Source organism: Streptomyces sp. NPDC101490 (genome assembly GCF_044767145.1).
Taxonomy (GTDB): Bacteria; Actinomycetota; Actinomycetes; order Streptomycetales; family Streptomycetaceae; genus Streptomyces.
On record NZ_JBIWNI010000009.1, the window covers coordinates 184,080 to 207,717 of the forward strand.

Sequence of the window (23,638 nt, forward strand, 5' to 3'; positions counted from 1 at the left end):
GGCGGCATGGCGAAGCACGAGCACGTACGGGTGGCGGTGATCGGATCGGGATTCGGTGGCCTCGGCGCCGCCGTCCGGCTGCGCCGCGAGGGCATCACCGACTTCGTGGTCCTGGAACGGGCCGACTCCGTGGGCGGCACCTGGCGGGACAACAGCTACCCCGGCTGTGCCTGCGACGTCCCCTCCCACCTCTACTCCTTCTCCTTCGCGCCCAACCCCGACTGGCCCCGCACCTTCTCCGGCCAGCGCCACATCCGCGCCTACCTCGAACACGTCACCGACACCTTCGGCATCCGCCCCCATCTGCGCCTCGGCCACGAGGTCCTGCGGATGGCCTGGGACGCCGAGGCGCTCCGCTGGGAGATCGAGACCAGCCGCGGCGGCTTCAGCGCCGATGTCGTCGTCTCCGCCACCGGACCGCTCTCCGACCCCAGGATCCCCGACATCCCGGGGCTCGCGGGCTTCCCCGGCAAGGTCTTCCACTCGGCCCGCTGGGACCACGACCACGACCTCGCCGGCAAGCGCGTCGCCATGATCGGCACCGGCGCCTCCGCCATCCAGATCGTGCCCGCGATCCAGCCGGAGGTCGGACGGCTCACCCTCTTCCAGCGCACGCCCCCCTGGGTGATGCGCCGTATGGACCGGGCCATCAGCCGCCCCGAGCGCTGGCTGCACCGTGCCGTGCCCGCCACCGGCACCGCGCGCCGGGGCCTCCTCTGGGGCATCAGGGAACTCCAGGTCGGCGCCTTCACCAAGCACCCCGACGTGCTGGGACTCGTCGAGAAGCTCGCCAGGGCCAATCTCGCCAAGGCGGTCGAGGACCCCGTCCTGCGGGCCAAGCTGACCCCCTCGTACCGCATCGGCTGCAAGCGCATCCTGCTCTCCAGCACCTACTACCCGGCCGTCACACAGCCCAATGTGGAGGTCGTCGCCGCCGGGCTCCGCGAAGTCCGCGGCTCGACCCTCGTCGGCGCCGACGGCACCGAGACCGAGGCCGACGTGATCGTCTTCGGTACGGGTTTCCACGTCACCGACCTGCCGATCGCCGAGCGGGTCATCGGCGCGGACGGGCGGAGCCTCGCCGAGTCCTGGAAGAACGGCATGGCGGCGCTGCGCGGCGCCACCGCCGCCGGATTCCCCAACTTCCTGACCGTCATCGGCCCCAACACGGGCCTCGGGAACTCCTCGATGATCCTCATGATCGAGTCCCAGCTGAACTACCTGGCGGACTACCTCCGTCAGCTGGACGTCCTCGGCGGACGCGCCGCCCTCGCCGCCCGGCCCTCCGCCGTCGGCGCCTGGAACCGCAAGGTCCAGAAGCGGATGGAACGCACCGTCTGGGCCGGTGGCTGCGAGAGCTGGTACCTCGACGCCAACGGACGCAACACCACCCTGTGGCCCGGCACGACCGGCGAGTTCCGGCGCGAGACCCGGCAGGTCGACCTCTCCGAGTACGAGGTGATCCGCGCCCCCCGGCCGACCGCCCCCGCCGCCGCCGTCTCAGCCGCCCCGGCCGCCCCGGCCACCCCCGCCGTCTCGGCCGCCCCGGCCGCCGAGGGTGGCGCCCCGAAGGACGGCGATGCCCCCCGTACGAAGGAGAACGCACGGTGAGCAGGCACCTGACCCCACTGCCCCCGTCCCGCGAGCTCACCGCCGTCTCCGCCGACGGCTCCCCCGTCCACGTCGAGACCTACGGCCCCGAGAACGCGCCCGCCGTCGTCCTCGCCCACGGCTGGACCTGCTCGATCGCCTTCTGGGCCGCGCAGATCAGGTCCCTCGCCGCCGACCACCGCGTCATCGCCTACGACCAGCGCGGCCACGGCCGCTCCCCGGCCCCCGCCGGGCCTTCCGGCTACGCCGTCCGGGCGCTCGCCGACGACCTCGAAGCGGTCCTCGCGGCCACCCTCGCCCCCGGCGAGAAGGCCGTCGTCGCCGGACACTCCATGGGCGGCATGACCCTCATGGCGGCGGCCGACCGGCCCGGCCTCAGGGCCCACGCGGCGGCCCTGCTGCTCTGCTCCACCGGCCCGTCCCGGCTGACCGCCGAGGCCACCGTGGTCCCCGGCCGCCCCAGCGCCCGGCGCACCCGGCTCACCAAGGGCGTCCTCGGTGCCAGGGCGCCCTTCGGCCCGGTGAACGCGGTCTCGAAGAAGATCCTCAAGTACGCGACGATGGGACCGGGTTCCGCCCCCGACCGGGTCGACGCCTGCGCCCGGATCGTGCACGCCTGCCCGCGCGGGGCCCGCGTCGGCTGGTCCCGGGTCCTCGCCGGGATCGACCTGGAGGCGGGCCTGCGGGCCCTGGACCTGCCGGTCGCGGTCCTCGTCGGCACCGCCGACCGGCTCACCCCGCCCCCGCACTCCCGGGCCATGGCCGCGATGCTGCCGCAGTGCGTGGGACTGCTCGAACTTCCGGGCATGGGTCATATGACACCGGTGGAGGCCCCCGAGGCCGTCACCGCCCGCATCCGTGAACTGACCAGCACGTACCTGGAGACGGAGGAGAAGGCATGAGCCGGGTGAGCCTGGAAGGACAGGTCGCGGTCGTCACCGGAGGCGCCCGCGGGGTCGGGGAGCTCCTGGCCCGCAAGCTGTCCGCGCGCGGCGCGCGGATCGCGCTCGTCGGCCTGGAGCCGGAGCAGCTGAAGGAGGTCGCCGGGCGGCTGCACACCGAGGCCGACTGGTGGCACGCCGACGTCACCGACCACGAGGCGATGGCCCGGGTCGCGGCCGAGGTGAAGGAACGGTTCGGGAAGGTGGACATCGTCGTCGCCAACGCCGGGGTCGCGGCGGGCGGCCCGTTCGTCGACTCCGACCCGGCGGCCTGGCGGCGGGTCATCGAGGTCAACCTGATCGGCGGCGCCGTGACCGGCCGGGCGTTCCTGCCCGTCCTCATGGAGTCCCGGGGGTACTTCCTCCAGATCGCCTCGCTCGCCGCGCTCACCCCGGCGCCGATGATGACGGCGTACTGCGCCTCCAAGTCGGGCGTCGAGGCGTTCGCGCACAGCCTGCGCGCCGAGGTCGCGTACCAGGGGGTGCGGGTCGGCGTCGGCTATCTCTCCTGGACCGACACGGACATGGTCCGGGGCGCCGACGAGGACGACGTGATGCGGGAGCTGCGGCAGCGGCTGCCGTGGCCGGCGAACCGCACGTACCCCCTCGGCCCGGCCGTCGACCGGATCGTGGCGGGCATCGAGCGGCGCTCCGCCCATGTGTACGCGCAGGGGTGGCTGCGCGGGATGCAGGCGCTCCGGGGGTACCTGCCGGGGATGATCGCGACCGTCGGACAGCGCGAGATGAAGCGCTTCGCGCCCCGGCTCGGCTCCGTGCCCAAGGGGCTCGTGGGGGCGGGCGGCGCGGCCGACGAGAAGGCCAGGACCGGGGCCCCTTCCAGCGGTAGCCGTCCGTAACTGATCGAAATGCGTGGAATGTTCGCCCGTGCGAGGCTGGTCGAGGCCCACGGGGCACACCGCCCCGTCCCCCTCACACCCTTCTAGGAGTGACCTTTCATGGGCATCCAGGACCAGTTCAAGGACAAGGCGGAACAGCTCAAGGAGCAGGCCAGGCAGGCGAAGGGCAAGGCGAAGGACGAGGCGTCCGAGCGTGCCTCCCAGGCGGGCGACCGGGGCAAGAGCGAGACGCAACGGGCCCAGCAGGAGGCCCAGGACCGTTTCGACCAGGACTACGACGCCTGACGGCGGCCCCGCGGGCCCCGTCCGCGCGAGGCGCACCCGGTGAGGCACCGGGTGCGCCTTCGCGAGCGGGTGTCCGGGGTACGGTCGGGGCCGTCCGGGGCCGGTCCCGCGCGCCCGGACCGGGGCGCGGGCGGTGCGCGCCGCGCTGGACCGGACGCCTCCGGCCGAAAAGTCGTACGCACCGGGCGGCGGATCTTCGTACCGTGACGGCCATGGCCGTACTTGAGCGACTGCGCTCCGATCACGCACCCGCCCTGCTCGCCTTCGAGCGCGAGAACCGGGCCTACTTCGCCGCGTCCGTGCCCGACCGGGGCGACGCGTACTTCACCGCCTTCGAGGAACGGCACCGGGCGCTGCTCGACGAGCAGGAGACCGGGACGATCCACTTCCATGTGCTCGTGGGGGAGGGCGGGGAGGTCCTCGGGCGGTTCAACCTCCTCGACGTCGCCGACGGGGGCGCCGAACTGGGCTACCGGGTGGCCCGGCGGGCGACCGGGCGGGGCGTGGCGACGGCCGGGGTGCGGGAGGTGTGCAGGCTGGCCCGGGAGGCGTACGGGCTGAGCAGGCTGACCGCCGTCACGACCCTCGACAACGACGGGTCGAGGGCCGTGCTCGGCCGGGCCGGGTTCGGCGCGGTCGGCAGCGTGACGCTGGACGGGCGCGCGGGGACCTCGTACGAGCTGGACCTGGGTCTGTCGTACGGGGCCGCCGCCTCCTGAGGACCGGAACTTCGCCGGAGCCGGGGCTGGGAACGGAGCCGGAGCCGGAGCCGGGGCTGGGGCTGGGGACGGGAACGGGACCGGAGGAGGGCCGGGACCGGGGCCGGAGTTGAGGGCTCCGGTCCCGGTGGGGCGTCACGGTCTCGGCGGCAGGGGCGGGCGGGAGCGGTCCGGGAGGTCCTCGTAGCCCGGGGGGCCGGCCGCCGGGGTCTTCGCGAGGAGCGAGAGCGCCACGTGGACGGCGTCGTCGAGCTGCGCGTAGCGGCCCTCGGCCCAGTCGAGCGGGGTGCGCAGGGCCGCGAGGTCCGGTTCCACGCCGTGGTTCTCCAGGGACCAGCCGTACTCGGGGAACCAGGCCGCGTTCATCGGCACCGTGATCTGGGTGCCGTCGCCGAGCCGGTGGCGGCCGGTCATGCCGACGACCCCGCCCCAGGTGCGCTGGCCGACGACCGGACCGAGGCCCAGCAGCTTGAACGCGGCGGTGATCATGTCGCCGTCCGACGAGGTGGCCTCGTCGGCGAGGGCGACGACGGGGCCGCGCGGGGCGTTGGAGGCGTAACTGACGGGCTGGGCGTTGCGGGTGAGGTCCCAGCCGAGGATCTTCCGGGTGAGCTTCTCGATGACGAGTTCGCTGATGTTGCCGCCCGCGTTGCCCCGGACGTCGACGATGAGCGCGGGCCGGGAGACCTCCATCCGCAGGTCGCGGTTGAACTGGGCCCAGCCCGAGCCGCCCATGTCGGGGATGTGGAGGTAGCCGCATCGGCCGCCGCTCAGCTGTCTGACCACCGCCCGGCGTTTGGCCACCCAGTCCTGGTAGCGCAGCGGCCGTTCGTCGACCAGCGGGACGACGGCGACACGGCGGGTCCCGCCCTCGCCCCCCGCGGGTGTGAAGGTCAGCTCGACGGTGGTGCCGCCGGTGCCGGAGAGCAGCGGGTACGGCCCGGTGACCGGGTTCACGGGCCGCCCGTCGACATGGGTGAGGACCGCGCCCGTGCGGATGCCCGTACCGGCGAGCGGGGAGCGGGCCTTGGAGTCGGACGACTCGCCCGGCAGGATGCGCTTCACCGTCCAGCCGGCCTCGCGGGGAACGAGGTTGGCGCCGAGCAGGCCCATGGGCCGCTGGTAGTGCGGGGGTCCCTCGTTGCGGCGGGCGGGGGTGACGTACGCGTGGGAGGTGCCGAGTTCGCCGAGGACCTCGCGGAGCAGGTCGGCGAACTCGTCGGGGGAGGCGACCCGTTCGACGAGGGGCCGGTACTGGTCGAGGACGGCCGTCCAGTCGACCCCGCCCATGCCGGGCTCCCAGAAGTAGGCGCGGACGATCCGGCCCGCCTCGTCGAAGGCCTGCCGCCACTCGGCCCCCGGGTCGATCTCGTGGAGGATGCGCCGCAGGTCCAGATAGACGGTCGAGTCGCCGTCGGCGGGCTCGGTCGCGGGCACCGCCCGCAGCTCGCCCTCCTCGGCGACCACCAGCCTGCTGCCGTCGCCGCTGACCGCGAACCAGTCGATCTCCTTGGTGAGTTCGCTCCTGCGGGCCTTGGTGATGGAGAAGTGCTCCAGGGTGGGGCGGCCCGAGGTGTCGGCCGGATTGGCGAAGGTCTCGCCGAGCGCGCCGGAGATCGGCCAGCGCAGCCAGACGAGCCCGCCGCCGCTGACCGGGTGCAGCGCGGAGTACTTGGAGGCGGCGACGGGGAACGGGGTGACCCGCTCGGCCAGTCCCTCGGTCTCCACGGTGACCGTCCCGTCGGCGGACTCCGTGTCGTCGTCGGCCGGATCGAGGCCCCCGGCCGCCGGGCGCCCGTCGGGGAGCACCGCGAACGGCGAGGGGGTCGCCGAGGAGAGCGGTACGAGGTAGGGGCGGCAGCCGAGCGGGAACGACAGGTCGCCGGTGTGCACGTCGTACACCGGGTCGAAGCCCCGCCAGGAGAGGAAGGCGAGGTAGCGGCCGTCCCGGGTGAAGACGGGGTTCTCGTCCTCGAAGCGCCCGTTGGTGACGTCCAGGACGGTCCGGGGGCCGGGGCCCGCGATCCGGGCCATCTTGATGGAGCGCAGGGAGCGGCCGATGCCGGGGTGCGACCAGGTGAGCCAGGTCCCGTCGGGCGAGAAGGCGAGGTCGCGGACGGGTCCGTTGACGGAACGGATGAGTTCGGTGACGCGTCCGGCGGGGGCCGGGTCGGGGGTGGTCTGTGGGGTGGCGGCCTGTGTGGTGGAGGCCTGTGCGGGGGCGACCCGTCCGGGGGAAGCCGTTTCCGGGCCGGGCTGGGTGGGGGTGGCCGCCACCGGGCCGGGCTGTGCGGGGGGTGTCCGTGTGGGGGTTGCCTCGCCGGAGGGGGTGCCGGAGGCTCCGGCGTCGCCGGAGGCGTCGGCGGCTTCGGTGGCCCTGGTGCTGCCGGTGCCGCTGGTGCTGCCCGTGCCTTCGGTGGGCCCGGTGTCGGGGGCGCCACCGGCGCCCGTACCGCCATCGCCCCTGTCGCTCCCGCCGCCCGTCGCGTCCTCACCGCCTTCACCGCCTTCACCGTGTGCACCGGCCTCACCGCCCTCGGCGTCCTCCGTGCCGTCCTCGTCGTCCTCCGTCGCGTCGACGAGGAGCAGGCGGCCGTCGTGGGTGGCGAGGGCCAGCCGCTCGCCTTCGGGGTCGGAGACCAGTTCCTCGATCCGGCCGAGTCCGCCGGAGGCGAGGCGGCGCGGGGGCCGGTCGCCGCTGGCGCGCGGCAGATGGCCAACCTCGACCGCGTCCTCTCCCTCGGCGTCGGTGACGTACGCGACCTGGCCGCCGCTGCCGAGCATCTCGGGGAGCCTGACCCGGACGCCCGGGGTGTCGCCGATGGTGCGGGCGGGGCCGTCGCGGTGGGTGAGCCAGTAGAGGCTGCCACGGACGGAGACGGCGCTGGCGCGGCCGGTCTCGTCCACGGAGACCGCGTCGACGTGCTGGGCGGCGGGCGCCTGGTAGCGGCGGCGGCCGACGCGCTGCCCGCCGAGCCGGACCTCCAGCTTCCGGGGCCGGGAGTCGGGGCTGAGTGCGTCGACGATCCACAGGTCGCCCGCGCACTGGTAGACGACCCGGCGGCCGTCGCTGGAGGCGTGCCGGGCGTAGAAGGAGTCGTGGTCGGTGTGGCGGCGCAGCCCGGTGCCGTCGGGCAGACAGGAGTAGAGGTTGCCGACGCCCTCGTGGTCGGAGAGGAAGGCGACGCGGCCGTCGACGGCCATCGGGGAGTCGAGATGGCCGCCGATGTCGGGCAGCAGCCGTCGGCCGTGCAGCCAGAGGCGGCCGGTGGCGCCGCCGAGGTACCGCTTCCAGGCGGCCGGTTCGTGCGGCGGCTTCCCGGTGAGGAGCAGGGTGCGGCGCTCGCCCTCGTGCTCGGTGACGGCGATGTCGGAGACCGGGCCCCAGGGCATCCGGCCGCCGGGGGAGCCGTCGGTGGGGACGGTGTAGGCCCAGGAGTAGTAGGAGAAGGGCTGGCCCTGCGAGGAGACGGCGAGGATGTCGGAGCGGCCGTCGTCGCCGGGGGGCGTCCAGCCGCAGACCCGGGTGTCGGTGGAGCCCCAGTGGCTGAGCTGCCGGGCGGACCCGCCGTCGACCGGGACGAGGTGGATCTCGGGGTCGAGGCTGCGCCAGCTCGTGTACGCGAGGTGGCGCCCGTCCGGTGAGAAGCGGGGGTGTCCGACCCGGGTCCGGTCGACGGTGAGCCGCCATGCCCGGCCGGGCCGGTGGCCCTCGGGGACGAGCGGGGCGATCCACAGGTCGTCCTCGGCGGCGAAGCAGAGCAGGTCCTCGTGGAGGTGCGGGAATCGGAGATACGCGGCGTCGTCACTCACCTCCTCATGCTTTCTGCGGGGAGGGGGCGCGGCAACTCGTACGTGTTTGCGGGTGTTCACGGGGGAGGGGAGGTCCCGGCTCCGTGGGCGTACGCGGGGAGGGGGGGTCCCGGCTCCGGAGGCGTACGCGGGGGCGCGGGCGGCCCGGCTCCGCGGGCGCTCGCGGAAGGGGGCGGGCCCGGCCCCTTCCCCGGTGGCGCGGCCCCGGTCCGGCCCCCCGTGGCGCGCCCCGCCCCGTCGACTGCCATGGACGGCGCCGGGCGCCCCCGGTGCCGAGGCCGCCCGAGTTCCCGTCGGCGGTGTGGTTCAGGACACGTACGAAACGGTTTCGTTTCGTTGGGGGCCCGGGTAATCTCGTACCGTACGAAAGTCCTTTCGACGGACACCCCTCCCCGGACAGGAGCCCCGGCCATGGCCCGCAGCAGACTCACTCCCGAGCGGGAGACCGAGCTGTACGGAGCCGTGCTCGACCTCCTGCGCGAAGTCGGCTACGACGCCCTCACCATGGACGCCGTCGCCGCCCGCACCCACTCCAGCAAGGCCACCCTCTACCGCCAGTGGGGGAGCAAGCCCGAGCTGGTCGCCAGGGCCCTGCGTCACAACAAGCCGGCCGACCTCTCGCAGATCGACACCGGCACCCTGCGCGGCGACTTCCGGGTGCTCCTCGAACGGACCGACGACTGCCAGATGGAGAAGGACTCCGCGCTGATGCGGGGCCTTGCCCATGCCGTCCACACCAACCCCGAACTGCACCGGGCCCTTCGCGAACTGCTCATCGAACCCGAGATGAACTGCCTCGACGAAGTCCTGGCCCGCGCGGTCCGCAGGGGCGAGGTGGCCGCCGACAACCCGGCGCTCAAGCTCATCCCCCACATGCTGATCGGCGCTTTCGTCGCTCGGCCGCTCATCGAGGACCAGCCGGTCGACGCCGCCTTCCTCAGAGCGTACGTCGACGCCGTCGTGCTCCCCTCACTCGGCGTCTGATCCCCCCACTAGCCCCGGCCGCGCGCCGGAGCACCCGTACAAGCGCAAGCACCAGCACATCCTGACGCGTACCGCTCACGCCGTCGGGCCGGCTCCCCATGCCCTGTCTGTCACCCCACACCGGGAGTACGCCCCCGTGGCCACGTTCCTCTACAAGCTCGGCCGTTCCGCCTTCCGGCGCCGACGGCTCGTCGCCCTGCTCTGGGTGGCGCTGCTGGCCGTCGCCGGCATCGGCGCCGCCACCGCCCCCACCGCGACCTCCAGCTCCTTCTCCATCCCCGGCACCGAGGCCCAGCGCGCCTTCGACCTGCTGGAAGAGCGCTTCCCCGGCGCCGGAGCCGACGGGGCCACCGCCCGTGTCGTCTTCCAGGCGCCCGAGGGCCAGAAGATGACCGACGCGGCGCACAAGGCCGTCGTCGAGGACACCGTCGCCCAGCTGAAGTCGGGCTCGGACCAGATCGTCTCGGTCACCGACCCCTACACCGCGCAGGCCGTCTCCCAGGACGGTTCCACCGCCTACGTCTCCGTCTCCTACAAGGTCAACGGGATGGAGCTGACCGACGCGACCCGCGAGGCCCTGACCGAGGCCGGACAGGACGCCCAGGGCAAGGGCCTGACCGTCGAGGTCGGCGGTGACGCCCTCCAGACCATGCCCGCCACCGGCGCGGGCGAGATAGTCGGCGTGGTCGTCGCGGGCATCGTCCTCGTCATGACCTTCGGCTCCCTCGTCGCCGCCGGACTGCCGCTGCTCACCGCGATCATCGGCGTCGGCATCGGCGTCGCGACGATCACCGCGCTCGCCAGCGTCCTCGACCTGGGCTCCACCACCTCCACCCTCGCCATGATGATCGGCCTCGCGGTCGGCATCGACTACGCCCTCTTCATCGTCTCCCGCTACCGCGCGGAGCTGGCCGAGGGCCGCGAGAAGGAAGAGGCGGCGGGCCGCGCGGTCGGCACGGCGGGCTCCGCCGTCGTCTTCGCCGGACTCACCGTCGTCATCGCCCTCGTCGGCCTGGCCGTCGTCAACATCCCGATGCTGACGAAGATGGGCTTCGCCGCCGCCGGGACCGTCGTCATCGCCGTCCTCATCGCGCTGACCCTGATCCCCGCGCTGCTCGGCTTCGCCGGGGACAAGGTCATCGGCCGCAAGGAACGCAAGGGGCTCAAGCTCCACCAGGAGGGCGAGGGCGCCGCGAAGCCCGCGGACAAGCCCAACGGCGGCACCCGCTGGGCCCGCTTCGTCCTCCGCCGCCCGATCCTGGTGCTGCTCGTCGGCGTCCTCGGCCTCGGCGCGATCGCACTGCCCGCCGCCTCCCTGGAGATGGGCCTCCCGGACGACGGCGTCAAGCCGGTCTCCGCCACCGAGCGCCGCGCCTACGACGCCCTGTCCGACGGCTTCGGCCCCGGCTTCAACGGCCCGCTGCTCGTCGTCGTGGACGGCGACAAGGCGACCGCCGACCGGACCGTCGCCACCATCAAGGGCCTCGACGGCTGGGCCGCGGTCACCCCCGCCACGCCCAACAAGGCGGGCGACGCCGCCATGATCACCGTGGTGCCGAAGGACCGGCCGTCCTCCGCCGCCACCGAGAGCCTCGTCCACGACATCCGGGACGCCACCGGCGACGACGTCCTCGTCACCGGCGCCACTGCCATGAACATCGACTTCTCGGAGAAGATGAACGACGCCCTGGTGCCGTACCTGGCCCTCGTCGTCGGTCTGGCCTTCGTCCTGCTGACCCTGGTCTTCCGCTCGGTCCTCGTCCCCCTGAAGGCGGCCCTCGGCTTCCTGCTCTCGGTGGTCGCGGCCCTCGGCGCGGTCGTCGCGGTCTTCCAGTGGGGCTGGCTCGGCGGTCTCTTCGGGGTCGAGCAGACCGGCCCGATCATGTCGATGATGCCGATCTTCATGGTCGGTGTGGTCTTCGGCCTCGCGATGGACTACGAGGTCTTCCTCGTCACCCGGATGCGGGAGGCGTACGTCCACGGGGAGCGGCCCGGCGAGGCGATCGTGACCGGATTCCGGCACAGCGCCCGGGTGGTCACCGCCGCCGCGGTGATCATGATCGCGGTCTTCGCGGGCTTCATCGGCATGACCGACCAGATGATCAAGATGATCGGCTTCGGCCTGGCCGTCGCGGTCCTCTTCGACGCCTTCGTGGTCCGGATGGCGATCGTCCCCGCCGTGCTGGCGCTCCTGGGCCACAAGGCCTGGTGGCTGCCGAAGTGGCTGGACCGCCTCCTGCCCAACGTCGACGTGGAGGGCGAGTCCCTCACGAAGCCGGACCCGGCGGGCGAGCCCAGGGAACGGGACCTGGTGAAGGTCTGACCGGGGGCCCTCGCGGGCCCGTACCGGCTCCGTACGCCGTCAGTGCCCCGTCATCGGGGTGTCGGCGGCGTACGCGTACCGGAGGCGTACGTGTGCCGGAGGAAGCGCCGCAGGGCCTGGCTGTCGAACTGGACGACCGTGACCCCGTCCTCCGTGTGCAGCTCCACCACCGTCTGGACCCGCCCGCACGGCCAGACCCCGATGTCGCCGCGCCGGGTCGGGGCCCGCAGCCCCGTCTCCAGGAGGGCGCGCGGGAACGACCACTCGACGGAGCCCGGGAAGCCGAGCCGGACGGTCGCGGGGGAGAACCCGGGGTCGTACCGGAGGGAGACGGGCACGGGGCGGGACAGCGGGGCGTCGGTGATGATCCGGCCCTTGGTCCGGTCGTCCACCGAACCGTCCCGGACGGCCGCCGCCGCCGTCTCACCGACGGGGTGGCCCCCGGCCTCACCGAGGGGGTGGCCCCCGGCCTCACCGGTGGCGCGGCCCCCGGCCCGGAGTCCCTCCGCCCGGTGGTCCCCGGGCCGGAGCTCCTCCACCGGGTGTTCCCCCGCCCCGAACCCCTCGGGCACGGCGCGCGCGGTCCATGGATCATCGGCCCGGTGGTGCTCGGCCCGGAGGCCCTCGGTCAGGGGGTGCTCGACCGGACGGTCATCGACCGGGCGGTCGTCTGCGGCGGCCATCGAAGGCTCCTCGGGTTTGTCCTCTTGTCGACCAATGTCCCACTCCTTCCCCGGTCCCGCGCGGCCATGCGCCACCGTTCTGTGACCCGTGCGCTCTTGCAAGCCCTTCGCAGCAGGCTCATCATGCGGACTGTGCATGTACCTGACGGATTCATCAACGCCCCCGTGTCGGCCGCCGCCGGTGTCGTCGCCGCGACCGCCGTCGCCGTGAGCCTGCGCGGGGCCCGGCGCGAGCTGGACCAGCGGACCGCCCCGCTCGCCGGACTCGTCGCGGCCTTCGTCTTCGCCGTCCAGATGCTGAACTTCCCGGTCGCCGCCGGGACCAGCGGACATCTGCTCGGCGGCGCGCTCGCCGCGATCCTCGTCGGCCCCTGGACCGGCGTCCTGTGCATCGCCGTCGTCCTGCTCATGCAGGGCGTCCTCTTCGCCGACGGCGGCCTCACCGCCCTCGGCGTGAACATCACCGTCATGGGCGTCGTCACCGTCGTCGTCGCCTACGCGCTCTTCCGGGGCCTCGTCCTCCTGCTGCCCCGCACCCGCGCCTCCGTGACCGTGGCCTCCTTCGTCGCCGCCCTGGTCTCCGTACCGGCCGCGGCCGCCGCCTTCACCGCGATCTACGCGATCGGCGGCACCACCGACGTCCCCGTCCCCAAGGTCCTCACGGCCATGGTCGGCGTGCACGTCCTCATCGGCATCGGCGAGGCCGTCATCACCACCCTCACCGTCGGCGCCGTCATCGCCGTCCGCCCCGACCTCGTCCACGGCGCCCGGGGCCTCACCGCCCCGCTCCGGCTCCGCGTCGGCGGCGAACTGATCGACGCGCCCGCGCCCGCGCCGGACCCGGCCCCCGCCGCCCCCGCCCGCTCCCCGAAGAAGCTGTGGGCCGCCGGGGTCGTCACCGCCCTCGTCCTCGCGGGCTTCGTCTCCTTCTACGCCTCCGCCAGCCCCGACGGCCTGGAGAAGGTCGCCGCCGACAAGGGCATCGACGCCAAGGCCGAGGAGCACGCCACCGCGGACTCCCCGCTCGCCGACTACGGCGTCAAGGGCATCGAGGCCCCCCGGCTCTCCGGCGGCCTCGCCGGGGTGATCGGCGTCGGCGCCACCCTCGCCGTCGGCACCGGCGCCTTCTGGACCGTGCGCCGCCGCCGGGCGCACGCCGAGACCGGTACGCACGCGGAATCCCGTACGCCCGCCGACGAGACCCGTACGGAAGCCGTCTGACATGGGGGCGGGGCACGCGCACAAGCTCTACCGGCACGCCGTCTCGCCGGTCCACGAGCTGCCCCCGCACACCAAACTCGTCGCCGTCCTCGGCTTCGTCCTGGTCGTCGTCTCGACGCCCCGCGAAGCCGTCTGGGCCTTCGCCCTCTACGCCCTGCTCCTCGCCGTCGTCGCCGCCAAGGCCCGCGTCCCGGCCGGGTTCCTGCTGCGGCGGCTGGTCATCGAGGTGCCGTTCGTCGCGTTCGCGCTGCTCATGCCGTTCGTGGTGCCCGGCGAACAGACCCAGGTCCTCGGGGTGTCCCTGAGCGTCCCCGGCCTCTGGGGCGCCTGGAACGTCCTCGCCAAGGGCACTCTCGGCGTCGCCGCCTCCGTCCTCCTGGCCTCCACCACCGAACTGCGCGCCCTGCTCCTCGGCCTCCAGCGGCTGAGGCTGCCGCCGCTCCTCGTCCAGATCGCCTCGTTCATGATCCGCTACGGCGACGTCATCAGCGACGAGATGCGCCGGATGTCCGTGGCCCGCCGCTCGCGCGGCTTCGAGGCGCGGGGCGTCCGCCACTGGGGCGTCCTCGCCAAGTCGGCGGGCGCGCTCTTCATCCGCTCCTACGAGCGCGGCGAGCGGGTCCACCTCGCCATGGTCAGCCGGGGCTACACCGGCACGATGCCCGTCCTCGACGAGGTCACCGCGACCCGCGCCCAATGGGCGTACGCCGCCGCGCTCCCCGTCACCGCCCTTCTCGTCCGCCTCCTGGGAGGCATCACATGACCGACGCCCCCTCGCTGGACGTGCGCGGCCTCGCGTACGCCTACCCCGACGGCCACCAGGCCCTGTTCGGCGTCGACCTGACCGTGGGGCGCGGCGAACGCGTCGCCCTCCTCGGCCCCAACGGCGCGGGCAAGACCACCCTGGTCCTGCACCTCAACGGCATCCTCACCGGCGGCGCCGGATCGGTCACCGTCGCCGGACTGCCCGTCGGCAGGGCGCACATGGCCGAGATCCGGCGCAAGGTCGGCATCGTCTTCCAGGACCCCGACGACCAGCTGTTCATGCCGACCGTCCGCGAGGACGTGGCCTTCGGACCGGCCGCCGCCGGACTGCGGGGCGCCGCCCTCGACGAGGTCGTACGGAAGGCCCTCGACCGGGTCGGGATGACCGCGTACGCCGACCGGCCCCCGCACCACCTCTCCTTCGGGCAGCGCCGCCGGGTCGCCGTCGCGACCGTCCTCGCCACCGAACCGGAGATCCTCGTCCTCGACGAGCCGTCCTCCAACCTGGACCCGGCCTCGCGCCGCGAGCTCGCCGACATCCTCCGCGCCCTCGACGTCACCGTCCTCATGGTCACCCACGACCTGCCGTACGCCCTGGAGCTCTGCCCGCGCGCGGTCGTCCTCAGCGAGGGCGTCATCGCCGCCGACGGGCCGACCGGCGCCCTCCTCGCCGACGGGGAGCTGATGGCCCGCCACCGCCTCGAACTTCCGTTCGGCTTCGTTCCACAGTCCGTCGCCTGACGCTCCCCCCGGAATCCGCCCCCGGCCCGCCGCGTTGCACCATGGAGGGTCGGTATCCGGTGAGCGGTCGGTGAGGAGCGGGGACGTGGACGTCCAGGGCACGGTGGCAGCGGGCTGGGAGCCCGTCAGGGACGCGTTCCTGCGCAACTTCGAGCAGCGCGGCGAGCGGGGCGCGGCCGTCGCCGTCCACCACGACGGGCGCGCGGTCGTCGACCTGTGGGCGGGCACCAGGGACGTCGGCGAGGCCCCGGGCGCCGGGGAGACCGGTGACGGCCGGGGCGGGGAGGGCCCGGGACCCGCCCCGTGGACCCCCGGACCCGCGCCCTGGACCGAGGGCACCGCCCAGGTCGTCCGCTCGGCCGCCAAGGGCATCGCCGTCGTCGTGCCCCTGCTGCTGCACCAGCGCGGACTCCTCGACCTGGACGCCCCCGTCGCCGCGTACTGGCCGGAGTTCAAGGCCGCGGGCAAGGACCGGGTGACCGTACGGCAGCTCCTGGCGCACCGGGCGGGCGTCCCCGTCCTCGACCGGCCGCTGACCCTCGCCGAGGCCACCGACCTCGCCACCGCGACCGCCGCCGTCGCCGCCCAGGCGCCGGTCTGGGAACCGGGCACCGCCCACGGCTACCACGCCCACACCCTCGGCTGGCTGCTCTCCGGGCTCGTCCACCGGGTCACCGGACGCACCATCGGCCGCTGGACCGCCGAGGAGATCGCCGGACCCCTCGGCCTCGACCTGTGGATCGGTCTCCCCGCCGCCGAGGCGCACCGGGTCGGCCGGATCGGGCCCGTAGCGGAGGTCGAGCCGCCCGGCGGCGGCGCCCTGCGGCTGCGCGCCAAGCGCTCCGTCACGGCGGCGTACCAGGACCCGGGCTCCCTCACCCGGCGCGCCTTCGGCGCCATCGACCCCCGGCCCGACGAGAACGACCCGGCGTACCTCGCCGCCGAACTGCCCGGTTCGGCCGGGGTGGCGACGGCCCGCGCCCTGTCCGGTTTCTACGCGGCCCTCCTCGGGCCCGTGGGCGGCGCCCCGCGCCTCCTCACCCCGGAGAGCCTCGCGCTGGCGGGCGCGGAGGAGTCGGCGGGCCAGGACCGGGTCCTGCTGGTCGGCACCCGCTTCGGGCTCGGCCACATGCTGCACGGCCCGGCGTCGCCGCTCCTCGGCCCGTCGTCCTTCGGCCACCCGGGCCGGGGCGGCTCGCTCGGCTTCGCCGACCCGGACACCGGGGTGGCCTTCGGGTACGTCACCAACGGCATGCGCAAGACGGTCACGGCGGACCCGCGCGCCCAGGCGCTGGTCCGGGCGGTCCGGGCGGCGGTGGACGCCACCGTCTGAGCGGACGGCCGCCGGACCGGGGCGAGTTCAGGGCTTCGGGGGGTGGCGCGGGGCGGCACCGGCTGCTGTGATCGTCCGTATGGATCACACGGACGGGAAGGGCGGGGCGGGAGTCCCGGACCCGAGGGAACGTTTCGGCGGATATGCGGTCATGGTCACGGGCGCGGCCCGGGGCATCGGCGCGGCCACGGCCCGGCGGCTCGCGGCGGAGGGCGCGCGGGTCCTCGTCACGGACGTCGACGAGGAGGAGGCGGAACGGACGGCGGCGGGCATCGAGGGCGCGGAGGCGCTGCGCTGCGACGTCGCGGACCAGGCGTCGGTGGACGCGGCGGTGGCGCACGCGGTCCGCGCGTTCGGCCGCCTGGACGTCCTCGTCAACAACGCGCTGGGCGCGGTGACTCCGGACCGGGACCTCTTCGAGGAGGAGCCGGACGCGGTGTGGAGCGCGCAGCAGGACATCACGTTCATGGGGGCGGTGCGCTGCTCGCGGGCGGCGCTGCCGCATCTGGCGGCGGCGGACGGGCGGGGCGCGATCGTGACGATCGGCTCGGTCAACGCGGAGGCGGACTTCGGCGGGCACGCCTACAGCGCGGCGAAGGCGGGCCTGACGTCGCTGACCCGCACGCTCGCGGGAGACACGGCGCGGCGCGGGGTCCGGGTGAACCAGATCAACCCGGGGACGATCGCGACGGCGGGCTGGGCGGGCCGGGAGGAGATCCTGGCCACGCTGGCGTCCCGCGTCTACCCGCTGGGCCGGGTGGGCACCCCCGAGGACATCGCGGCGGCGGTCGCGTTCCTCGCCTCCCGGGACGCGTCCTGGATCACGGGCACGGTCCTGCGCGTCGACGGCGGCCTGCTGGCGGTGAACACGCACTTCGGGGAGGTGGTGGGGGAGGGCTGAGGGCCCTGGGGGTCCTGCGGGTCCTGTACCGGCGCCTCCGGCGCTCCGGCGCCCAGGATCCGGCCGGGACCTGGGTCCCGGAGCCGACCGGGGAACGCCCGCACCCGACTGCCGGGGGCGGGGGGTGTCCTCCCGGCCCCGCCCTCCCCGCTCCCACCCCGTGGCCCTCACACGGATTCGGGCACGAGCCGCCCGGTGAACCCCCGGTCGCGCAGCCGCCGATAGGCGTCGGCGACGGCCGGGGGGACGTCCTGCTCGGCCATGAACCCCCGGGCGGGGTAGACGATCAGCCGTTGCACGGCCCCGACGAGCATGTCGAGCACGAGCCGTACGTCCCCGATCTCCTCGGCGTACGCGTCGAGCGCCAGCGGTGAGGAGGTGCAGACGACGTCGACCCCGGGCCAGGCGCACAGGGCGGTCGCGTACGCCCGCCGCTCCTCGTAGGGCTTGCTGACGAGGAGGACGGAGGTCACGTCCACCCCGCGCGCGGTGAGGAGTTCGCGGGAGAAGCGGAGGTTCTCCCCGGTGTTCCGGGCCCGGGTCTCGACGAGCACGACGTCCCCGGGCACACCGAGCGCGAGGGCCCGCTCCCGGTAGTGCACGGCCTCGCCCCGGGGCATCCGCTCCCGGGTGGTGGCACTGGTGGCCCCGGTGAAGACGAGCAGCGGCGCGAACCCGCCCCGGTACAACGACACGGCGACATCGGCGACCCCGAGATCATGACTCCCGAGCCCGACCACCACGGAACACGCCCGGGGCGCGTGCCCCATCCGCTGAAAGTCCCAGAGCAGTTGGGCGTCGGCCCGGAGGTCGCCGGGGATCATGGGGTCTCTTTCCGTGCGCTGTCGGGAACCTGGAACTCGTAGGTCCACGCGAAGCGCGTGGCCGCGTGGACGCCGATGGCGAACTCCACGACGGTGCCGTCCGCCATGTACGTGGTCCGGTGCAGCTCCACCACCCATTCCCCTGGCGCGAGCCGCAGCTGTGCGGTCTCCTCAGGGGAGGCCGTCCGGGCCTTCAACTCCTCGCGCATATGGTCGATCTCGTACCCCGCGTCGTAGAGCACCCGGAAACCGCCGCCCCGTCCGGCAGGCCCGGGGGTCGGGTCGACAAGCCGGGTTCCTTCAACGTGTTCGGGGCGGTAATAGCTGGTCAGGCTGTGCGTCGGTTGCCCGCCTTCCTTGACCAGTCGGGCCCTTTCGTAGACCTCGGAACCTTCGGGTACGCCGAGCCCGGCAGCCACGACCTCGGACGCTATCGTGCGGGCAACCGTCTGGGTCTGTTCCCCACGCTTGTAAGTCTGTCCCGACGCGACGCGGTCGGCGATGAACGCGACTTCGTCGCCATCGCGCCATTTGGCTTTGTCGTACCGGGTGATGCCGAGCCTCTTCAGGGGCTGTTGCGGTCGTACGACAGTGCCGTGCCCACGCGACGAGGTCACCAGACCCTTCGCTTCCAGGGCCTTGTAGGCGGCGTGGACGGTGGACTTCGAGCCCTCACCCGCTTCCACGAGCTCCCTGATGTGCGGAAGCCGCTGACCGGCGGCGTACTCACCGCTTCTGATGCGCTCGGCCAGTTTGTCTGCCAGTTCCCGCCACTTGGGCGCCACATCCGCTCCTTTCGTCGCTCCAGTCAAACACAGTCCCAGGACTGTTGACAGTCTTGGGACTGTGGGCCACTGTTGCCTTTATCTCTCACAGTCCTAGGACAGTGAGGGATCTTGTTGGGTGACGATCATGCCTTCGTGACTGGATGCGGGGGTACTGCCAACGCTTCGAGGAGCGTCAACGTGAACGATCCTTCCCTCAGTCTGTCGCGACCCTGCCGTGAGGCCGCTGCCATTCCTGTCGAAGTTGCGGCTGACCCACAGGGGGAAGGCGGCCGGGATGCCGCTCTGCCGAGGGCGTCGGAAGGGCGTGAAGTCGTACTGCGCTGGCCGCAGATCACCAAGAGTGTGCCATTGGCCCGACGGGAATTACGGCAAGTGCTGGAGCGGTGGGGGTGGACCCCGGTTGAGGACGCGGCCTGCCTGGTCTTGTCGGAGCTGCTGACGAACGGGTTGCGTCATGGCCGAGTACGAGGCCGGGAGATCGAAACGCGGTTCATTCGGACGAAGGGCACCCTTCGCATCGAAGTCCACGACGCCTCGGAGAAACGGCCTCTCGCATCTCTTCCGGTCGACGGAGCGGAGGGAGGGCGGGGGCTGCCCTTGGTTGAGGCGCTCGCCGTGAAGTGGGGTGTCGGCGAACGGAACGGCCCCGGCAAATCAGTGTGGGCCGAGCTGTCCGTCAACGATGGACGAGACGAAGTGTGACCGGGGCGTGGGTGCTCATGGGTCACCTCGCTGATACGTGGTGTCGAGGACTGGCGCAGGCGATGCGGCGCCACGGCAGCACGCAGTTTCCCGAAGAATCGCAGGTCAAGAGCTACTTGCGTGGCTAACCCCTCGGCGCTGCATTGTTCGGCTCGTACCCGGCTGAACGCCGGTACGAGTCGCGAACGAGGGAGTAACCGTTATGCCTGTCGAGCACGTCATCATTGCCACGCTCGGAGCTGCCATCGTGGCATTGGTCGCGGTGTCGTATCCCGAGCTGGTCCCCGCGCTGACTCTCTCCGTCGCTGTCTGGGTGGCGCTCACTATGTATCTCAAGCGATGAGCCAGCGTCGAAGTCACCCTCATTCGTCCATCTTTGGGGAGGAATAGCATATGGATCACGCAGACAGGTCTGCCGATTCACCAGTCGAGTCCTGGGTAGGTGACGCACCGTCCGCTTTCGCCGATCCACAGATGGCTTACGGCTGGGGCGCGTATGACGACATCCCGAGCGCTTTGGCGGGCTTGGATCTCACAGGAGAGCCGGTGAGGCCGTCTGAGGAGTCGCCTCCGGCCGGCGCGTAAGCGTCAGGAGTCGACCGTTGGTGCCGGGTTCCGAGGGCCCGGCACCACACCCCCACTCACCCCGCCGTCAGCATCAGCCCTATCCCCACCGCCATCACCGTCGCCGCCGCCAGGCGCGCCGCGCCGAAGCGTTCCTTGAAGAGGAGGGTGCCCAGGGCCGCGCCGACGATGATCGAGGACTCGCGGAGGGCCGCCACCGGGGCCAGGGGGGCCTTCGTCTGGGCCCACAGGGCCAGGCCGTAGGCGGCGACCGAGAGGACCGCGCCCAGGAGGCCCCGGGCCGCGTACGGGCGGAGCTGGGGGAGCAGGGCCGTCCGGCGGGTCCACAGGGCGTACGCCGGGATCGCCAGGCCCTCCAGGATCATCAGCCACGCGATGTAGCCGAGCGGGGTGCCCGAGGCGCGGACGCCGACGCCGTCCACGACCGTGTACAGCGCGATCGACAGGCCCGTCGCGCCCGCCGCGAGCAGCGCCGGCCACCGCGGGCCGCCGTCCCCGCCCCGGACGCCCCACAGCGCCAGGCCCGTCAGACCCGCGCACGCCACCGCCACGCCCAGCAACTGCCGTCCGTCCGGGACCTCGTGGAGGAAGAGCGCCGCGAGCGCGGTCACCACCAGCGGCGCCGTCCCCCGCGCGATCGGGTACATCTGCCCGAAGTCGCCCAGCGTGAACGAGCGCATCAGCAGCGCCATGTAGCCGATGTGCAGCGCCGCCGACACCAGCAGGTACGGCCACGCCTCCGCCGCCGGGAGCGGGACGAACGGGAGCAGGGCCAGGCCGATCAGCGTGCCGCCGCCGGATATCAGGGTGAACGAGAGCAGTTGGTCCTTGATGTGGTGCGCGATCGCGTTCCAGCTCGCGTGGGTGACCGCGGCGGCGAGGACCGCGAGGGTGACGAGCGGTGTCACGCCGTCGTCTCGCGCACGTCCACCAGTGTGGCGCCCGCGTGGGCGACCAGGGACTTCGGGTCCAGCGCGAAGACCGTGTGCGGGGTGCCCGCCGCCGCCCACACCAGGGCGTGGTCGAGCAGCCCCCGGTCGGCGAGCACCCGGGTCCGCACGAGGTGCCCGAACGGCGGGACGCCCCCGATCGCGTACCCCGTGGTCTCCCGGACCGCCTTCGCGTCGGCGCGGGTCACCTCCCGCGCGCCCAGCTCCTGACGCACCCGCTCCACGTCCACCCGTGAGGCGCCGTCCATCAGGACGAGGACGGGCACCCCGTCGGCCGAGAAGATCAGGGACTTGGCGATCTCGGAGACCCGGCAGCCGATCGCGTCGGCCGCCTGCTGGGCGGTCCTCGTCGCGTCCGGGAAGCGGCGGACCTCGACGTCGAGGCCCAACTCCCGCAAGGCGGCGGCGAACCGGGGGTGGGCGGCGGACTCGGGGGTGTGCTCGGGGCTCTCGGGGCCCCCGGTGCTCTCAGCGCTCATGGCCCGCACCGTAGCGGTCGGTGTACGGGACACGCGACCGACTTCCGGCCCTCGGTACCGGGACCCCGGCGGGGGTCCGCGCCGCGCCGGGGGTGAAAGCCCGGGACCGGGGTACCCGGGTGGGGTCCGAACCGACACCAGGGAGGGAACACCATGGGCCTCGGAGCCTGCATCATCCTGATCGCCGTCGGAGCCATCCTCACCTTCGCCACCGACTGGGAGCTCGACGGGGTGAACCTCGATCTGGTGGGGCTGATCCTGATGGTCGTCGGCTTCATCGGAACCGTCGTTTACGCCAGCGTCCTGCGCCGCCGCCGCCTGATCGTGCCCGCCGCCCCGGTGGTGACCGACGACGACCGGCGGGACCTCCGCTGAGGCGGGGCGGCGGGCGGCGGGACCGCCCCCGTCGCCCGCTCCCCACGCGCGGGGTCATCGCGTCCGGCGGCTCACCCCGCCTTCAGTACGCCCGCGACCACCTTGCCCGCCGAGTCGCCGCCGTGGCCGCCCGACTGGACGACCGCCGCCGCCGCGAGGTCCCCCGAGTAGCCGGTGAACCAGCTGTTGGAGGTGGCCTGGTCGCCGACCTCCGCCGAACCGGTCTTCGCGCCCTTGGGGGAGGAGACCCCGGTCATCGCCTCCGCCGCCGTGCCGTTCGTCGCCGCCGCGTTCATCATCCGGCGGAGCCCCGAGGCGACCCCGGAGGAGAGCGGGTCGGCGGTGGCGAACGGCCGGTCGTCGACCTCCCGCGCCACCAGGTACGGCTGGCGGAAGCCACCGTTCTTCACGGTCGCGGAGAGCGAGGCCACGTTCAGGGCACTCATCGTGATCTTGCCCTGGCCGATGTACGAGGCGGCCGTCTCGGTCGACTCCGACGCGGGGACGCTGCCGTCCGAAGCCCGCACGCCGACCTGCCAGTCGAGCCCTATGCCGAAGGAATCGCGGGCGGTGTCGCCGAGCGCGGTCCCCTCGATCCCCTTCTTGTTGAGGGGGACGATCGCCTTGATGAAAGTGGTGTTGCAGGAGCGGCGGAAGGCGTCGGTGAGGGTCCCGCCGTCGATCTTGAAGCGGTCGAGGTTCTGGAAGGTGTAGCCGTCCCACGCCACGGTCGCCGGACACTCCACCGTGCCGCCGGGCGTCGCCAGACCGTGCTGCAGCATCATCGCCGCCGTGACGATCTTCATCGTGGAGCCGGGGGCCTGCGCCCCCTCGAAGGCCGTGTTGAAGCCACCGGACGGGTTGTTGGCGACCGCCCGTATCGCACCGGTCGACGGTTCGACCGCGGCCACCGCCGCCTGCCCGTACCCCTTGACCGCCTTCTCCGCCGCCGCCTGCACGCCCGCGTCGATGGTGGTCCTCAGGACGCCCGGCTTCCCCTTCTTCAGGACGAGGAGGGTGGTGTCGGGGACGGTCTCGCTGCCCGAGTCGATCCAGGTTTCGATCCCGGTGGTGCCGTCCACCTTCGAGCCGTACCGCTGGCGCAGCGCGTCCAGGACCGGCCCCAGCGAGGGGTACTTGGCGGCGGTCAGCTCGACGCCCGCACGGTCGACGGCCTTCACGGAGGCGGTCTTCGCGGTGCCGGTGCGCAGACTGGCACCGGCGGTGAACCGGGGGTGGAGCACGGCCGGCGCCCACTTCACCAGCGGCCGTCCGGTGGACTTCCCCCGCACCACGGTCAGCTGGGAGGCGTACGACAGGTCCTTGCTGACACCGTCGTACGTGACCGTGGCCCGTACGGTGAACGGCACCTTCGTCCCCGTCGGACTCCCCGGGGTGATCACCGACCGGGCGACCTTGGCGCCCTCCTCGTACGACAGGAGCGCGGGGCCCGCCGTGACCGGGTCGTCGGTCAGCTGCGCGGCCCGGTCGGACTCGCCCGCCGCCCACGCGGCCAGGAACTCCCGGGCGGTGGCGGTGGTCTCCTCGGCGGTGACCGGCCCCGTCTTCGGCGTATCACCGGCCCGGACACCGACCGTCCTGTCCCCGCCGGTGACCCCGTTCCAGAGGTTCCAGCCCCCGTATCCGACCCCGCCCGCGACGACGACGAACACGCCCCCGACGACCGCCACCTTCACTCCGCTGCGCATGGCTGCGCCTCCCCTCCCCGTTCGGCCCATGAGTCAATCAGTCAAGGGG

22 protein-coding genes are annotated in these 23,638 nt (G+C 73.3%); 15 read left to right on the top strand and 7 right to left on the bottom strand.

The genetic code is table 11. From position 1 onward, the window contains the following. The first annotated feature begins 6 nt into the window (after positions 1-6). The 5 genes from ACIRQY_RS19585 to ACIRQY_RS19605 all read left to right on the top strand — a co-directional run bounded on the left by ACIRQY_RS19585 (position 7) and on the right by ACIRQY_RS19605 (position 4,413). Positions 7-1,611, top strand: coding sequence for a flavin-containing monooxygenase (locus ACIRQY_RS19585; RefSeq protein ID WP_403927227.1), 1,605 nt, complete (start codon positions 7-9; stop codon positions 1,609-1,611). Continuing rightward, on the top strand, positions 1,608-2,513 hold the full coding sequence (locus tag ACIRQY_RS19590) for an alpha/beta fold hydrolase (RefSeq protein WP_403927230.1): 906 nt from the start codon (positions 1,608-1,610) through the stop codon (positions 2,511-2,513). Before ACIRQY_RS19585 ends, ACIRQY_RS19590 begins: the two co-directional genes overlap by 4 nt. Beyond that, entirely contained in the window at positions 2,510-3,409 is a 900-nt protein-coding gene (locus ACIRQY_RS19595) for an SDR family oxidoreductase (RefSeq protein WP_403927233.1), read from the top strand. The genes ACIRQY_RS19590 and ACIRQY_RS19595 overlap by 4 nt, the downstream gene beginning before the upstream one ends. 99 nt (positions 3,410-3,508) lie before the next feature. Beyond that, on the top strand, positions 3,509-3,694 hold the full coding sequence (locus ACIRQY_RS19600; protein ID WP_351786703.1) for a hypothetical protein: 186 nt from the start codon (positions 3,509-3,511) through the stop codon (positions 3,692-3,694). 212 nt (positions 3,695-3,906) lie between these two features. Beyond that, complete coding sequence (locus ACIRQY_RS19605; RefSeq protein ID WP_403927236.1) at positions 3,907-4,413, top strand: GNAT family N-acetyltransferase; 507 nt, start codon at positions 3,907-3,909, stop codon at positions 4,411-4,413. 135 nt (positions 4,414-4,548) lie between these two features. Here ACIRQY_RS19605 and ACIRQY_RS19610 read toward each other — a convergent pair whose 3' ends face one another. Then, positions 4,549-8,226 (bottom strand): S41 family peptidase, encoded by a 3,678-nt coding sequence (locus tag ACIRQY_RS19610; protein ID WP_403927238.1) that lies wholly within the window; start codon positions 8,224-8,226, stop codon positions 4,549-4,551. 411 nt (positions 8,227-8,637) lie between these two features. On the opposite strand from ACIRQY_RS19610, the gene ACIRQY_RS19615 reads away from it, so the two are divergent. Together ACIRQY_RS19615 and ACIRQY_RS19620 are read left to right on the top strand one after the other, a co-directional pair. Continuing rightward, a complete protein-coding gene (locus ACIRQY_RS19615; protein WP_351786712.1) occupies positions 8,638-9,210 on the top strand; it encodes a TetR/AcrR family transcriptional regulator in 573 nt (190 codons plus the stop codon). Positions 9,211-9,346: 136 nt separating this feature from the next. Then, positions 9,347-11,533 carry an MMPL family transporter gene (locus tag ACIRQY_RS19620; protein ID WP_403927241.1) on the top strand — a complete coding sequence of 729 codons (2,187 nt, stop codon included), beginning with the start codon at positions 9,347-9,349 and terminating at the stop codon, positions 11,531-11,533. A 50-nt stretch (positions 11,534-11,583) separates the two neighbouring features. On the opposite strand, the gene ACIRQY_RS19625 is transcribed toward ACIRQY_RS19620, so the two are convergent. Beyond that, a complete protein-coding gene (locus ACIRQY_RS19625; protein ID WP_403927243.1) occupies positions 11,584-12,216 on the bottom strand; it encodes an SsgA family sporulation/cell division regulator in 633 nt (210 codons plus the stop codon). Between the two features lie 132 nt (positions 12,217-12,348). Between ACIRQY_RS19625 and ACIRQY_RS19630 the strand changes: the two genes are divergently transcribed. From ACIRQY_RS19630 to ACIRQY_RS19650, 5 genes are all read left to right on the top strand, one after another. Beyond that, on the top strand, positions 12,349-13,437 hold the full coding sequence (locus tag ACIRQY_RS19630) for an energy-coupling factor ABC transporter permease (RefSeq protein WP_403927246.1): 1,089 nt from the start codon (positions 12,349-12,351) through the stop codon (positions 13,435-13,437). 1 nt (position 13,438) lies between these two features. After that, entirely contained in the window at positions 13,439-14,200 is a 762-nt protein-coding gene (cbiQ, locus tag ACIRQY_RS19635; protein WP_403927249.1) for a cobalt ECF transporter T component CbiQ, read from the top strand. Continuing rightward, positions 14,197-14,943 carry an ABC transporter ATP-binding protein gene (locus tag ACIRQY_RS19640; protein WP_351786724.1) on the top strand — a complete coding sequence of 249 codons (747 nt, stop codon included), beginning with the start codon at positions 14,197-14,199 and terminating at the stop codon, positions 14,941-14,943. The genes cbiQ and ACIRQY_RS19640 overlap by 4 nt, the downstream gene beginning before the upstream one ends. An 85-nt stretch (positions 14,944-15,028) precedes the next feature. Continuing rightward, a complete protein-coding gene (locus ACIRQY_RS19645; protein ID WP_403927252.1) occupies positions 15,029-16,276 on the top strand; it encodes a serine hydrolase domain-containing protein in 1,248 nt (415 codons plus the stop codon). Positions 16,277-16,355: 79 nt separating this feature from the next. Beyond that, complete coding sequence (locus ACIRQY_RS19650) at positions 16,356-17,177, top strand: SDR family NAD(P)-dependent oxidoreductase (RefSeq protein WP_403927254.1); 822 nt, start codon at positions 16,356-16,358, stop codon at positions 17,175-17,177. Between the two features lie 167 nt (positions 17,178-17,344). Here the strand turns inward: ACIRQY_RS19650 and ACIRQY_RS19655 are convergent, their stop codons facing one another. Both ACIRQY_RS19655 and ACIRQY_RS19660 read right to left on the bottom strand, forming a co-directional pair. Then, entirely contained in the window at positions 17,345-18,001 is a 657-nt protein-coding gene (locus ACIRQY_RS19655) for a YdcF family protein (protein ID WP_403927256.1), read from the bottom strand. Then, the gene (locus ACIRQY_RS19660; protein ID WP_403927259.1) at positions 17,998-18,786 is read right to left on the bottom strand and encodes a GntR family transcriptional regulator; all 789 of its coding nucleotides are present in this window, start codon (positions 18,784-18,786) and stop codon (positions 17,998-18,000) included. The genes ACIRQY_RS19655 and ACIRQY_RS19660 overlap by 4 nt, the downstream gene beginning before the upstream one ends. 345 nt (positions 18,787-19,131) lie before the next feature. Between ACIRQY_RS19660 and ACIRQY_RS19665 the strand changes: the two genes are divergently transcribed. Together ACIRQY_RS19665 and ACIRQY_RS19670 are read left to right on the top strand one after the other, a co-directional pair. Beyond that, a complete protein-coding gene (locus ACIRQY_RS19665; protein ID WP_403927334.1) occupies positions 19,132-19,491 on the top strand; it encodes an ATP-binding protein in 360 nt (119 codons plus the stop codon). 202 nt (positions 19,492-19,693) lie between these two features. Next, complete coding sequence (locus ACIRQY_RS19670; protein ID WP_403927261.1) at positions 19,694-19,834, top strand: hypothetical protein; 141 nt, start codon at positions 19,694-19,696, stop codon at positions 19,832-19,834. Positions 19,835-20,132: 298 nt separating this feature from the next. Here ACIRQY_RS19670 and ACIRQY_RS19675 read toward each other — a convergent pair whose 3' ends face one another. After that, positions 20,133-20,984, bottom strand: a complete 852-nt coding sequence (locus ACIRQY_RS19675; protein ID WP_403927264.1) for an EamA family transporter — start codon at positions 20,982-20,984, stop codon at positions 20,133-20,135. Next, positions 20,981-21,505, bottom strand: coding sequence for a YbaK/EbsC family protein (locus ACIRQY_RS19680; protein ID WP_403927267.1), 525 nt, complete (start codon positions 21,503-21,505; stop codon positions 20,981-20,983). Before ACIRQY_RS19680 ends, ACIRQY_RS19675 begins: the two co-directional genes overlap by 4 nt. A 153-nt stretch (positions 21,506-21,658) precedes the next feature. Here ACIRQY_RS19680 and ACIRQY_RS19685 point away from each other — a divergent pair, with 153 nt between their 5' ends. Next, entirely contained in the window at positions 21,659-21,880 is a 222-nt protein-coding gene (locus ACIRQY_RS19685; RefSeq protein ID WP_403927269.1) for a DUF6458 family protein, read from the top strand. A gap of 71 nt (positions 21,881-21,951) precedes the next feature. Here the strand turns inward: ACIRQY_RS19685 and ACIRQY_RS19690 are convergent, their stop codons facing one another. Then, positions 21,952-23,589, bottom strand: a complete 1,638-nt coding sequence (locus ACIRQY_RS19690) for a penicillin-binding transpeptidase domain-containing protein (RefSeq protein ID WP_403927272.1) — start codon at positions 23,587-23,589, stop codon at positions 21,952-21,954. Between the last annotated feature and the right edge of the window lie 49 nt (positions 23,590-23,638).